We start from the raw sequence: 13729 nt of genomic DNA on the forward strand, positions 1-13729 counted from the left end.
CTCGACCATTGCAGTACCTCGACAAGGGCCTGGGCCGTTCGGCCCGCTCTCCGCTGTTGTTCGTCCACGGCGCCGGGCACTCCGCTGATTGCTGGGACGAGCACTTCCTGGACTACTTCGCCGACCGCGGCTACCGCGCGATCGCGGTGGATCTGCACGGGGCAGGGCCCGCAGCGTCGATCGCCGATCACGTCGAGCGCGTCCACACCGTCGCCACCGAGCTGCCGTCCGCGCCCATCCTCGTCGGGCACGCCACCGGCGGGTTCATCGTCCAGCACTATCTGCGCACACACCGCGTTCCGGCAGCCGCGCTGGTCGCGTCGTCGCCGTCCCCCGACCATCTGCGGTCGATGATGCGCCGCTCGCCGCTGCGCGATCTGATCTTCGGCGCGGGCACGCCCGAATCCCTCGTCGAAACGTGCTACACCCTCAAGGACGACGCCGCCCTGCGGTCATTGTGCACGGACCCGGAGACGGCGCAGGCACCGAAACTGCGATTGATCAGGCCGGGCGACACGCTGCCACGGCTGCTGGTCATGGACGGCACCGACGATTCCTGGGATCCGTCGGTGGCACACGCGCTGGCCGGCGAGTACCACACGCGGGCCGAGCTGTTACCCGGCATGCGGCACGACATGATGCTGGGACCCGGTTGGATGGCGGCCGCCGAACGCATTCGACGCTGGGTCGACGCGCTTCATCTGCGGGTCCGGGTCGTCCAGCCCGGCCGCGCGAGGCGGATGCGGGTCGTCGGCAGCCCGGTGAGCGACAACCGATGACCTCGCGCGTGGTGGTAGCGGCGTCGCCGGTTGTCGCCGGCCGAGGGGTGGTCCGGGTGTTGGCCGTCAGCCGGCCGCGTTACGGCATCTGTACCTGCGGCTGGGTCGGACGCGAACGCCGCCTGCACGGTCTCGCCGTCTTGGACGCCCTGGAACACGCCACCTCGAGCGGGTGCCTGCCGGCCTCCCCACTCGTCTTTCGTTGAGCGCGCACCGCCCACCTCGATGTCGTTTTTCCGCCAGTTCTGTCGGTGGGTACATGTAAAGGTGAACGGGTGCACGACGATTTCGACCGCTGTTACCGGGCCGTCCAGTCCAAGGACGCCCGCTTCGACGGCTGGTTCGTCACCGCGGTGCTCACCACCGGCATCTATTGCCGCCCCAGCTGTCCCGTTCGCCCACCGCTGGCGCGCAACGTCCGCTTCTATCCGACCGCCGCGGCCGCGCAGCGGATGGGCTTCCGGGCGTGCAAGCGCTGCAGGCCGGATGCCTCCCCCGGGTCACCGGAATGGAATGTCCGGGGCGATGTGGTGGCCCGGGCCATGCGGCTCATCGCCGACGGCCTGGTGGATCGCTCCGGTGTCACCGGATTGGCAGCCCACCTGGGTTACACCACCCGCCAGCTGGAGCGGCTACTGCAGGCGGAAGTGGGCGCGAACCCGCTGGCGCTGGCCCGGGCCCAGCGGACCCAGACCGCCAGGGTGCTCATCGAAACCACCGATGTCCCGTTCGGCGACGTCGCGTTCGCGGCCGGCTTCGCGAGTATTCGCCAGTTCAACGACACGATCCGCGAGGTCTGCGCACTGACGCCCACCGAATTGCGCAAACGGGCACGCGCCAGGTTCGGTCGCGACGACCATGTCGGAGCGGACACACTGTCCCTGCGCCTTCCGGTGCGCATGCCCTTCGCCTACGAAGGACTGTTCGGCCATCTGGCCGCCAGTGCGGTCCCCGGCGTGGAGGAAGTCCGTGACGGCGCATACCGCCGGACGTTGCGGCTGGCCAGCGGTTCCGGGGTGGTCGGTCTGACGCCGCATCCCGACCACGTCCGCTGCCGCTTGCGCGTCGACGACTTCCGTGACCTGTCCGCCGCGATCGCCCGGTGCCGGCGCCTGCTCGACCTGGACGCCGATCCGGCCGCCGTGGTCGACGCGCTGTGCGCCGATCCGCAGCTGGCTCCGCTGGTGGGCAAGGCCCCGGGGCAGCGCATCCCCCGCACCGTGGACGAGAGCGAACTGTCCATCCGGGTGGTGCTCGGACAACAGGTGTCGATCAAGGCGGCCCGCACGCATGCCGGCCGGCTGGCGGCGGAGTACGGCACGCCGATCGCCGATCCGGACGGCACGTTGACGCATACCTTTCCCTCGGTGGAACAACTCGCCGAGCTGGATCCCGACCGGCTGTCCATGCCGGCCAGCCGGCGGCGAACCGTCGTCGCCCTGGTGGCGGCATTGGCCGGAGGTCAGGTCGAACTGGACGCCGGCGCCGACTGGGATCGGGCCAGAGCCCAGCTGCTCGCCCTGCCCGGTATCGGTCCGTGGACCGCGGAGGTCATCGCGATGCGCGGCCTCGGCGATCCCGATGCGTTTCCCGTCGCGGATCTCGGGGTGCAAGCGGCGGCCGCCGCGATCGGATTGCCGACCGACAGAGCCGCGCTGGAAACCCACAGCAGACGCTGGCGGCCATGGCGTGCCTACGCCACCCAACATCTGTGGACGGCATTGGACCACGCCGTGAACGACTGGCCGCCCAAGACAGCGCAGCAGGAGAAGTGATGGCAGACGTGAAGTATCGGACGATCGACAGCCCGGTCGGGCTCCTGACGCTGGCCGGGGTCGACGGGCGCTTGATGCACCTGCGGATGGTGGATCAGATGTACGAACCCAACCGCAGTGATTGGCAACCCGACGACGATGCGTTCCCCGAGGCCGTCGCGCAGCTGCGGGCGTATTTCGCCGGTGAATGCACCGACTTCGACCTGGAGCTGGAGTTGGTGGGGACCGCCTTCCAGCGCAGGGTGTGGGAGGCGTTGTTGACCATTCCCTACGGCGAGACACGCTCGTACGGAGAGATTGCCGAACAAGTCGGGTCGCCGACCGCATATCGGGCCGTGGGCCTGGCCAACGGCCACAATCCGATCGGCATCATCGTGCCGTGCCACCGCGTGATCGGGGCGAATGGCAGCCTCACCGGTTACGGCGGTGGCTTGGACAAGAAGAAAATTCTCCTGGAAATGGAGAAGAGCCGAAATGCGCCGGCATTGTTTTGAATCCGGGAACGGCGACATTTTGGTCCTGAAACACAAAATGCCTCGGCCCTCCAATCGAAATTGGAGGGCCGAGGACTTAAATTGTGTTCGGCGGTGTCCTACTTTTCCACCCGTGTGGGTAGTATCATCGGCGCTGGTAGGCTTAGCTTCCGGGTTCGGGATGGGACCGGGCGTTTCCCTGCCGCTATGGCCGCCGTAACTCTATTCACTTTTTCAGTGACCCCCATGTTGTTGTGAGGGGGAAATCTTTGTGTTTTGGTGGTGGGGTGGGAAACCATTGCTGGTTTCACGTGTCCAAACATGTGGATGTGGTTGCGAGCGCGGTGTGCGTCATTTCTTTGTTTTCTTACACATTTTTTGTTACCCGCCCGTGGGTGGGTGTGTGTAAGTTTTCGGCCGGTTAGTGCCAGTTCCCTGAACCTATTACTAGGTGTGTAGGTCTGGTCTATCAATCCCGTGGTCTGCGGGGGGCCTTATCCCTCCTAGAGGGTGAGAAGCCTGGTCTTGGAAGAGGTTTCCCGCTTAGATGCTTTCAGCGGTTATCCTGTCCGAACGTGGCTATCCAGCCGTGCCCCTGGTGGGACAACTGGTAAACCAGAGGTTCGTCCGTCCCGGTCCTCTCGTACTAGGGACAGGTTTCCTCAAGCTTCTGACGCGCGCGGCGGATAGAGACCGAACTGTCTCACGACGTTCTAAACCCAGCTCGCGTGCCGCTTTAATGGGCGAACAGCCCAACCCTTGGGACCTGCTCCAGCCCCAGGATGCGACGAGCCGACATCGAGGTGCCAAACCATCCCGTCGATATGGACTCTTGGGGAAGATCAGCCTGTTATCCCCGGGGTACCTTTTATCCGTTGAGCGACACCCCTTCCACTCAGAGGTGCCGGATCACTAGTCCCGACTTTCGTCCCTGCTCGACATGTCCGTCTCGCAGTCAAGCTCCCTTGTGCACTTACACTCAACACCTGATTGCCATCCAGGTTGAGGGAACCTTTGGGCGCCTCCGTTACATTTTAGGAGGCAACCGCCCCAGTTAAACTACCCACCAGGCACTGTTCCTGAACCGGATAGACGGTTCGAGGTTAGAGGCCCAATACGGTCAGAGTGGTATTTCAACAACGACTCCACAACCACTGGCGTGGCCGCTTCACAGTCTCCCACCTATCCTACACAAACCGAACCGAGCACCAATACCAAGTTGTAGTGAAGGTCCCGGGGTCTTTTCGTCCTGCCGCGCGTAACGAGCATCTTTACTCGTAGTGCAATTTCGCCGAGTCTATGGTTGAGACAGTTGAGAAGTCGTTACGCCATTCGTGCAGGTCGGAACTTACCCGACAAGGAATTTCGCTACCTTAGGATGGTTATAGTTACCACCGCCGTTTACTGGGGCTTAAATTCTCCGCTTCACCCCGAAGGGTTAACGGGTCCTCTTAACCTTCCAGCACCGGGCAGGCGTCAGTCCGTATACATCGTCTTGCGACTTCGCACGGACCTGTGTTTTTAGTAAACAGTCGCTTCTCACTGGTTTGTGCCACCCCCCACCGCTACCCACCGCAAGGGTGTTGACAGTAGGAGGTCCCCCTTCTCCCGAAGTTACGGGGGCATTTTGCCGAGTTCCTTAACCATAGTTCACTCGTACGCCTTAGTATTCTCTACCTGACCACCTGTGTTGGTTTGGGGTACGGGCCGTGTGTGAGCTCGCTAGAGGCTTTTCTCGGCAGCATAGGATCACCAAATTCGCCTCACTCGGCTATGCATCACCTCTCAGGATACGTGTTGGACGGATTTACCTATCCAACTCCCTACAGGCTTGCCCCAGTATTACCACTGACTGGTATGGCTACCTTCCTGCGTCACCCCATCGCTTGACTACTACCAGAGAAGGTCCCACGCAGCCGGCGACTTTCCGCTCCCGAAGGATTGGATAGGCCACCATTTGGGTGGTTAGTACCTCTGATTCATCATGGGCGCGCACACACGGGTACGGGAATATCAACCCGTTGTCCATCGACTACGCCTGTCGGCCTCGCCTTAGGTCCCGACTCACCCTGGGCGGACTGGCCTGCCCCAGGAACCCTTGGTCTTTCGGCGGGCAAGGTTCTCACTTGCCTTATCGCTACTCATGCCTGCATTCTCACTCCCACACCCTCCACAGCTCCATTACCAGGCTGCTTCACTGGGTGCAGGACGCTCCCCTACCCAATACTTACGTATTGCCGCGGCTTCGGCGGTGTGCTTGAGCCCCGCTACATTATCGGCGCACAATCACTTGACCAGTGAGCTATTACGCACTCTTTCAAGGGTGGCTGCTTCTAAGCCAACCTCCTGGTTGTCTTCGCGACTGCACATCCTTTTCCACTTAGCACACGCTTAGGGGCCTTAGCCGGCGATCTGGGCTGTTTCCCTCTCGACGCACGGAGCTTATCCCCCGCCGTCTCACTGCCACGCTTACCCTTACCGGCATTCGGAGTTTGGCTGACGTCAGTAACCTAGTAGGGCCCATCGGCCATCCAGTAGCTCTACCTCCGGCAAGAAACACGCAACGCTGCACCTAAATGCATTTCGGGGAGAACCAGCTATCACGGAGTTTGATTGGCCTTTCACCCCTACCCACAACTCATCCCCTCAGTCTTCAACCTAAGTGGGTTCGGGCCTCCACGCGGTCTTACCCGCGCTTCACCCTGGCCATGGGTAGATCACTCCGCTTCGGGTCCAGAACACACCACTACACCAGCCACTGTTGACTGGATACGCCCTATTCAGACTCGCTTTCGCTACGGCTACCCCACCCGGGTTAACCTCGCGACATGTCCCTGACTCGCAGGCTCATTCTTCAAAAGGCACGCCATCACCCCACCACAAAGGAGGGCTCTGACGGATTGTAGGCACACGGTTTCAGGTACTATTTCACTCCCCTCCCGGGGTACTTTTCACCATTCCCTCACGGTACTAATCCGCTATCGGTCATCAGGAAGTATTCAGGCTTACCGGGTGGTCCCGGCAGATTCACAGCAGATTTCACGGGCCCGCTGCTACTCGGGGACAGTTCCACAACAGAGTGCATGTTTTCACCTACGGGGCTCTCACCCTCTACGGCAGGCCATCCCAAGACCACTTCGACTAACACACACCTTTATCACTGCTGCCCAGCACGGCGGTGCTGAGAAGAAACGCCCCACAACCCCGCACACACAACCCCCGCCGGGTATCACATGCATACGGTTTAGCCATCCTCCGCTTTCGCTCGCCACTACTCACGGAATCACAATTGTTTTCTCTTCCTACGGGTACTGAGATGTTTCACTTCCCCGCGTTCCCCCCCAACGCCTATATATTCAGCGTTGGGTAACACGACATCACTCGTGCTGGGTTTCCCCATTCGGACATCCTCGGATCCACGCTCGGTTGGCAGCTCCCCGAGGCATATCGCAGCCTCCAACGTCCTTCATCGGCTCCTAATGCCAAGGCATCCACCATGCGCCCTTAAACACTTACAACACAAAAAACCAGAAAAAGAAAAAAAGAAATTGCACATCAAACACACACAACAACACCCCAACCTCTCACGAGACCGGAGTCTTCCTGTATGCGAGATGCTCGCAACCACTATCCACAAATCAAACACCACACCCCACCACCAAAGCAGGGCGACAACAGCAACCGCCTGGCCCCCAACGGGACACGCACGGCCGGCAACCCCAATCTCCGTAGAGCGAGGGTCCCGCTGGGCCTGTTGTCTCAAAGCCCAATAGTGTGCCTGGCGGTTTCATCAAAGTTTGTTGCTGCACCAGACCCGCCTCCACTACAGAGGTCGAGCCATCCAACGAATCGCCTGACGCTCAGCTGATCCCGCAATTTACGGGGCCGACGCAGGTCTCGTGGTGCTCCTTAGAAAGGAGGTGATCCAGCCGCACCTTCCGGTACGGCTACCTTGTTACGACTTCGTCCCAATCGCCGATCCCACCTTCGACGGCTCCCTCCCACAAGGGGTTAGGCCACCGGCTTCGGGTGTTACCGACTTTCATGACGTGACGGGCGGTGTGTACAAGGCCCGGGAACGTATTCACCGCAGCGTTGCTGATCTGCGATTACTAGCGACTCCGACTTCACGGGGTCGAGTTGCAGACCCCGATCCGAACTGAGACCGGCTTTACAAGGATTCGCTCCACCTCACGGCATCGCAGCCCTTTGTACCGGCCATTGTAGCATGTGTGAAGCCCTGGACATAAGGGGCATGATGACTTGACGTCATCCCCACCTTCCTCCGAGTTGACCCCGGCAGTCTCCTACGAGTCCCCGGCATAACCCGCTGGCAACATAGGACAAGGGTTGCGCTCGTTGCGGGACTTAACCCAACATCTCACGACACGAGCTGACGACAGCCATGCACCACCTGCACACAGGCCACAAGGGAACTGATATCTCTACCAGCGTCCTGTGCATGTCAAACCCAGGTAAGGTTCTTCGCGTTGCATCGAATTAATCCACATGCTCCGCCGCTTGTGCGGGCCCCCGTCAATTCCTTTGAGTTTTAGCCTTGCGGCCGTACTCCCCAGGCGGGGTACTTAATGCGTTAGCTACGGCACGGATCCCAAGGAAGGAAACCCACACCTAGTACCCACCGTTTACGGCGTGGACTACCAGGGTATCTAATCCTGTTCGCTCCCCACGCTTTCGCTCCTCAGCGTCAGTTACTGCCCAGAGACCCGCCTTCGCCACCGGTGTTCCTCCTGATATCTGCGCATTCCACCGCTACACCAGGAATTCCAGTCTCCCCTGCAGTACTCCAGTCTGCCCGTATCGCCCGCACGCCCACAGTTAAGCTGTGAGTTTTCACGAACAACGCGACAAACCACCTACGAGCTCTTTACGCCCAGTAATTCCGGACAACGCTCGGACCCTACGTATTACCGCGGCTGCTGGCACGTAGTTGGCCGGTCCTTCTTCTGCACATACCGTCACTTGCGCTTCGTCTGTGCTGAAAGAGGTTTACAACCCGAAGGCCGTCATCCCTCACGCGGCGTCGCTGCATCAGGCTTGCGCCCATTGTGCAATATTCCCCACTGCTGCCTCCCGTAGGAGTCTGGGCCGTATCTCAGTCCCAGTGTGGCCGGTCACCCTCTCAGGCCGGCTACCCGTCGTCGCCTTGGTAGGCCATTACCCCACCAACAAGCTGATAGGCCGCGGGCCCATCCCACACCGCAAAAGCTTTCCACCCCAACCCATGAAGGCTGGAGTCCTATTCGGTATTAGACCCAGTTTCCCAGGCTTATCCCAAAGTGCAGGGCAGATCACCCACGTGTTACTCACCCGTTCGCCACTCGAGCACCCCGAAGGGCCTTTCCGTTCGACTTGCATGTGTTAAGCACGCCGCCAGCGTTCGTCCTGAGCCAGGATCAAACTCTCCAAACAAAAACCCCCCAACCCACAGGCCAGGGCAGAATTCGAATCAGAAAAATCCGATCACAAACAAAAGACACCAAAAACTGGCATCAAAAAACAAACCATCTCATGTGGCAGGAAGACGGGGAGTCCCCCACCAAGATGGCAAAAAACAACAAACAAAAACCACCAAACACACTATTGAGTTCTCAAACAACACGCCCGAGCTGACCGCGCAACAATCCCGCGGCTAAAAGCCGCGATCCGTAGTGCGGGCAGTGAGGAACTCCTCTCTTTAAGGGAGTCTCTCTCGGATTTGGTCTTCGCTCTCCGGCCGGGGCCGTGTCGCTCTGACCTGGAATAAGTTACGTCAGGGCTAACAGCGAGTCAAATCCCCAGGTCAGCGCCCTATTTTTGCTGGTCAGAGGCGGTCACTCGGCGGACGCCCGCGATGTGGCGCTTGCCACGGCGCAACACCAGCCAACGGTCATGCAGAAAGTCCGTCGGCTGTGGTAGCCATTCGGCGCTTTCCACCCGCGCGTTGTTCACGTAGACGCCGCCCTCGGCAACGGCACGCTTGGCCTCACCGCGACTCTTCGACAGTCCCGTCGTGACCAGCAGGTCGGTGATGCCGTCCGGGCCGCCCGGAGTCAGTTCGGCAACGTCCCCATTACCGGCCTCGCTGAGCGCCGCCGCCAGGGTCGGTTCATCGAGGTCGGCGAGCTCAGCACGCCCGAAGAGAGCCTGACTGGCCAGTTCCACCGCGTCGGTGGCGGCCTGCCCGTGCACCAGCGTGGTGAGCTCCCTGGCCAGCCGGCGCTGCGCCGCCCGCTCATGAGGGCGCTCCTCGGTCGCCGTCTGCAAGGCCCCCAGTTCCTCGGCGTCCAGGAAGGTGAACCACCGCAGATAACCGATGACGTCCGCGTCGCCGGTGTTGACGAAGTACTGGTACCAGGCATACGGCGAGGTCAGCTCCGGGTCCAGCCACAGATTGCCGCCACCGGTGGACTTGCCGAACTTCTTGCCCTCGGAGTCGGTGACCAGCGGGGTCGTCAGCGCGTGCACGCTCGCCCCGGACTTCTGCCGCACGAGACGGGCACCGGCGACGATGTTGCCCCACTGGTCGGAGCCGCCGATCTGCAGCGCGCAGCCATGCCGGCGATGCAACTCCACGAAGTCATTGGCCTGCAGCAACATGTAGCTGAACTCGGTATACGAGATGCCCTCGCCCTCAAGCCGGCGCCGAACCGTGTCGCGGTCGAGCATCACGTTGACCGAGAAGTACTTGCCGATATCCCGCAGGAACTCGATGGCCGACAGCGGGCCTGTCCAGGACAGGTTGTTCTCGACGATGGCACCGGTCGGCGACGCATCGAACTCGACGAACCGCTCCAACTGGCCACGTATCCGATCAGCCCAGTCGGCGACGGTATCGGCGGTGTTCAGGGTCCGTTCCCCGGTGTCGCGCGGGTCACCGATCATCCCGGTCGCTCCCCCGGCGAGCACGATGGGGCGATGTCCGGCCTGCTGGAAGCGGCGCAGCGTGAGAAGCGGGACGAGATGACCGGCATGCAGGCTCGGCGCGGTGGGGTCGAAACCCGAATAGACCGTCATGGGGCCGGTGGCCAGGTCGGACGCCAGTGCGTCGCGGTCGGTCGACTGCGCGATCAAGCCGCGCCATTCCAGCTCTTCGAGGATGCCCGTGCTCACGGTGCCATCTTCCTGCATCAGTCGCTGCTGCCCGGCATCGGCGCCCGCGGACTGCGCCGATAGGCCGACACCTCCGGATAGCCCACCAGCCAGAACCGCCACGGCCGGTCCGCGGCCGTACTCACGCCGACCCGCGGGCCGGGCACGGCACCGGTGACCGGATTCAGCCTGAGTTGCACCGGACCGGAGTCGTCATCGAGGTCAATGCCGTTGTCCTCCATGAGAATTCCCAATGCCGAGCACAGGTTCCCCGGCCCGCGCGCGAGCGCAGGGGTGGGGACGGCCACTCCCCTACGGGTGCGGGCCACGTCCTCACCGTCGGTCACCACCGCCGCCCGCAAGAGCACGGCGGCCGCGAAACCCTCAGGCCCGCACACGACATTGGCGCACACATGGATCCCGTGGCTGCGGTAGGTGTACATCCGGCCGGCGGGCCCGAACATCACGAGGTTGCGTGGCCGTGGGCCGCGATAGGAGTGCGCCGCAGGGTCCGGCCAGGGCTCGTCCACCGGCCCGCCGTAGGCCTCGACCTCGACGATCGTGGCGACCACGCCGCGACTGCTCAGTTGCGCGCCCAGCAACAACCGTGCCGCGGTCACCGGGTCCACCGCCAGCGCATCGGCCAACGCCCTGTCGACCGAGTCCCCTCGCTCCGCTCGCCCTGCGCCCATCCCCCGTCGCTCCGCTCGCCCTGCGCCCATCCCCCCTCGCTCCGCTCGCCCCACGACTCCGCATTGTGCCCGGCCCCTTGACACCGACGCACAGCGGGCGCAGTATTCATCACATGATGACTTCATCGAATGATGAATTTTCCGGACGGGACGCCGAGCCGGCGGTCCGCATCGAGAAACTCCAGGTGACCCGCGGTAAGCGCCACGCCGTGCGGGACCTGTCCGTGCAGATTTCGCGCGGCACCATCACCGGGCTGCTGGGGCCCTCGGGCTGCGGGAAGACCACCCTGATGCGGGCCATCGTCGGCACCCAGATCGTCGCGTCGGGATCGGTGACGGTGCTGGGCCATCCCGCCGGCTCCCCCGAATTACGCCACCGGGTCGGCTATGTCACCCAGGACGCCACCATCTACCGCGACCTGCGGGTCATCGACAACGCCCGCTACTTCGCCGCCCTGTACGGCACCGACGCACAGGCCGCCGAGGACGCGATCGCCGCGGTAGGCCTGACCGATCATCGAAATGCCCTGTGCGACAACCTCTCCGGCGGTCAGCGCACCCGGGTGTCACTGGCCTGCGCATTGGTGTCGCATCCGGACCTGCTGGTGCTCGACGAGCCGACCGTCGGACTGGACCCGGTGCTGCGCGTCGATCTCTGGGTGCAGTTCCATCAGCTGGCCCGAGCCGGAACCACCCTGCTGGTCTCCAGCCATGTCATGGACGAGGCCGACCACTGCGGCGACCTGCTGCTCATGCGAGAAGGCCGGCTGCTCGCCCACACCACCCCCACCCGATTGCGAGAGGACACAGGATGTTCGTCACTGGAGGAAGCGTTCCTGTCCGTCATCCGGCACAGCACCGCAGCCTGAAAAGGCCGAGCAGGCTGAGCCCGCGGGCGTACCTGGCCACCACCGGCCGGATCCTGCACCAACTGGCCGGCGACCACCGCAGCGTGGCGATGATCGTCGTGGTGCCCACGCTGATCATCACGCTGATGTACTTCATGTTCGACAGAGTTTCCCGCGGTCCGCACCTTCCTGGCACGCCGTCGCCGTTCAACAACGCCTGCCTGATCATGCTCGGCGTCTTCCCGCTGATCGTGATGTTCCTGATCACCTCGATCACCATGCAGCGCGAACGGGTGTCGGGCACGCTCGAACGGATCCTGACCACGCCGCTGCGCCGGTTCGACCTGCTCGCCGCCTACGGCACGGCGTTCTCCATCGCCGCGGCCGTCCAGGCCACGCTGGCCTGTGTGGTGGCGTTCTGGCTGCTGGGTTTCGACACCGCGGGCAGCCCGGCGCTGGTGTTCCTCATCGCCATCGTCAACGCGGTCCTCGGGGTGGGCCTGGGCCTGTTGTGCAGCGCGTTCGCCCGCACCGAGTTCCAGGCCGTGCAGTTCATGCCCGTGGTCATCGCCCCGCAGCTGCTGCTGTGCGGCATCATCGTGCCACGCGAGGTGCTGCCCGAATGGCTGCAGTGGATCAGCAATGTGCTGCCGGCCAGCTACGCTCTGGAAGCACTGCAACAGGTCGGCGCGTACAGCGAACCCACGGCAATCGCGGTCCGCGATATCGCTGTGGTCATCGGGTTCGCGATCATGGCCCTGGCGCTGGCAGCGGCGACACTTCGGCGCCGTACCCCATGAGGAGAACGTGACCGCCCACAAGACCGAACCCAAACGCCCCGGGCGCCCGCCCGGGGCGTCCGACACCCGCGAGCGCATCCTGGCAAGTGCCCGGGAGTTGTTCGCCCGCAACGGTTTCGACAAGACCTCGATCCGTGCGATCGCGACGGCCGCCGGCGTGGACGGCGCCCTGGTGCACCACTACTACGGCACCAAACAGCAACTGTTCGCCGCCGCCATCCAGATCCCGATCGACCCGATGCAGGTGATCGGACCGCTGCGTGAGACCCCGGTGGACGAGATCGGCCTGATGCTGCCGTCGCTGCTGCTGCCGCTGTGGGATTCGGAGATCGGCAAGGGTCTCATCGCGACACTGCGCTCGATTCTCGGCGGCGCCGACGTGAGCCTGGTGCGCTCGTTCCTGCAGGAGGTGATCGCCGTCGAGGTCGGCTCCCGGGTGGACAACCCGCCGGGCTCGGGGCCGATCCGGGTGCAATTCGTGGCATCCCAGTTGGTCGGCGTGGTGGTGGCCCGCTACATCCTGGAGCTGGAGCCGTTCGCGTCGCTGCCGCCCGAGGCGATCGCCAAGACGATCGCGCCCAACCTGCAGCGTTATCTCACCGGGGAACTGCCGAGCCTGAGCTGACCAGGCGGTCGTGCTCGGCCTCGTCGGTCACCGCGACGGCTTCGTCGATCAGCAGCACCGGGATGTCGTCGACGATCGGATATGAGCGCCGCAACCTCGGGTTGTACAGGCACTCGCCGGCGACGTACAGCAGCGGTCCGTGATCCTGCGGGCAGACCAGGATGCTCAGCAGTTTGGAATCGACCACGACCGCAGGTTATCCGCCACCCAGCGGTGGGCCGCTGACGGTGAAGTTGCCGAAAACGCTGTCGTTGTCCGGGTTGTAGGTGTTGATCCCGATCGTGGTCGGGTTGGACGGCTGGACCGTGCGCGCCTGCGTCTTGCGCTGGAAATCCACCGTCGCCTTGAGCGCGTTGATCAACGGAACCTGGTTCGGCCGCTTGTCCAAGCCGTCCTTGAGGTCGGCGTAGTTGCCCTTGGACGGCATGAAGCCGAGCGCCCGCAGCTTGAGCGCATCGTGGATCAGATTGGAGATCTGACCGCCACCGGCGCCGGTGTCGTACTCGGCGGCAATATCGTCGAGCACGTCGGCGCTGGCGATCCCGGATCCGAAAGCGGCCATCAAGCCGGTCGCCACCGCGACACCTGCGATCGCGCGCCGCCAGCCGGTCGCCCGCGTTGACTCCGGTGCCATAGATCCTCCAT

General features: G+C 63.1%; 10 protein-coding genes and 3 rRNA genes. 6 read left to right on the top strand and 7 right to left on the bottom strand.

Annotation, left to right across the window (positions count from 1 at the left end; genetic code table 11):
- Positions 1 to 8 precede the first annotated feature (8 nt).
- The 3 genes from BN977_RS05305 (at position 9) to BN977_RS05315 (ending at position 3048) form a co-directional block, all read left to right on the top strand.
- Positions 9 to 779: an alpha/beta hydrolase gene (locus BN977_RS05305; protein ID WP_051561073.1), complete on the top strand. Its 771-nt coding sequence runs from the start codon at positions 9 to 11 to the stop codon at positions 777 to 779.
- Between the two features lie 275 nt (positions 780 to 1054).
- On the top strand, positions 1055 to 2554 hold the full coding sequence (locus BN977_RS05310) for a DNA-3-methyladenine glycosylase 2 family protein (RefSeq protein WP_036396616.1): 1500 nt from the start codon (positions 1055 to 1057) through the stop codon (positions 2552 to 2554).
- Positions 2554 to 3048, top strand: coding sequence for a methylated-DNA--[protein]-cysteine S-methyltransferase (locus BN977_RS05315; protein WP_024452062.1), 495 nt, complete (start codon positions 2554 to 2556; stop codon positions 3046 to 3048). The genes BN977_RS05310 and BN977_RS05315 overlap by 1 nt, the downstream gene beginning before the upstream one ends.
- 85 nt (positions 3049 to 3133) lie before the next feature.
- Here BN977_RS05315 and rrf read toward each other — a convergent pair.
- From rrf to BN977_RS05340, 5 genes are all read right to left on the bottom strand, one after another.
- Positions 3134 to 3246 (bottom strand): 5S ribosomal RNA (rrf, locus tag BN977_RS05320).
- Between the two features lie 182 nt (positions 3247 to 3428).
- Positions 3429 to 6545 (bottom strand): 23S ribosomal RNA (locus BN977_RS05325).
- A gap of 395 nt (positions 6546 to 6940) precedes the next feature.
- A 16S ribosomal RNA gene (locus tag BN977_RS05330) occupies positions 6941 to 8460 on the bottom strand.
- Together the 16S, 23S and 5S rRNA genes form the textbook arrangement of a ribosomal RNA operon.
- Positions 8461 to 8838: 378 nt before the next feature.
- On the bottom strand, positions 8839 to 10158 hold the full coding sequence (gene tyrS / locus BN977_RS05335; protein WP_036396617.1) for a tyrosine--tRNA ligase: 1320 nt from the start codon (positions 10156 to 10158) through the stop codon (positions 8839 to 8841).
- Positions 10158 to 10811 (bottom strand): DNA-3-methyladenine glycosylase, encoded by a 654-nt coding sequence (locus BN977_RS05340; RefSeq protein WP_051561074.1) that lies wholly within the window; start codon positions 10809 to 10811, stop codon positions 10158 to 10160. Before BN977_RS05340 ends, tyrS begins: the two co-directional genes overlap by 1 nt.
- A 113-nt stretch (positions 10812 to 10924) precedes the next feature.
- Here BN977_RS05340 and BN977_RS05345 point away from each other — a divergent pair, with 113 nt between their 5' ends.
- The 3 genes from BN977_RS05345 to BN977_RS05355 are packed head-to-tail and all read left to right on the top strand — an operon-like array spanning position 10925 to position 13084.
- The gene (locus BN977_RS05345) at positions 10925 to 11680 is read left to right on the top strand and encodes an ABC transporter ATP-binding protein (protein WP_036396620.1); all 756 of its coding nucleotides are present in this window, start codon (positions 10925 to 10927) and stop codon (positions 11678 to 11680) included.
- Positions 11623 to 12459 (top strand): ABC transporter permease, encoded by an 837-nt coding sequence (locus tag BN977_RS05350; protein ID WP_084172413.1) that lies wholly within the window; start codon positions 11623 to 11625, stop codon positions 12457 to 12459. The genes BN977_RS05345 and BN977_RS05350 overlap by 58 nt, the downstream gene beginning before the upstream one ends.
- Before the next feature lie 7 nt (positions 12460 to 12466).
- The gene (locus BN977_RS05355) at positions 12467 to 13084 is read left to right on the top strand and encodes a TetR/AcrR family transcriptional regulator (protein WP_024451847.1); all 618 of its coding nucleotides are present in this window, start codon (positions 12467 to 12469) and stop codon (positions 13082 to 13084) included.
- On the opposite strand, the gene BN977_RS05360 is transcribed toward BN977_RS05355, so the two are convergent.
- Positions 13056 to 13271 carry a Trm112 family protein gene (locus tag BN977_RS05360; protein WP_024451848.1) on the bottom strand — a complete coding sequence of 72 codons (216 nt, stop codon included), beginning with the start codon at positions 13269 to 13271 and terminating at the stop codon, positions 13056 to 13058. The two genes, BN977_RS05355 and BN977_RS05360, sit on opposite strands and share 29 nt — an antisense overlap.
- Positions 13272 to 13280: 9 nt before the next feature.
- Positions 13281 to 13718, bottom strand: a complete 438-nt coding sequence (locus BN977_RS05365) for a hypothetical protein (protein WP_024451849.1) — start codon at positions 13716 to 13718, stop codon at positions 13281 to 13283.
- Between the last annotated feature and the right edge of the window lie 11 nt (positions 13719 to 13729).

Source organism: Mycolicibacterium cosmeticum, from assembly GCF_000613185.1.
Classification (GTDB): domain Bacteria; phylum Actinomycetota; class Actinomycetes; order Mycobacteriales; family Mycobacteriaceae; genus Mycobacterium; species Mycobacterium cosmeticum.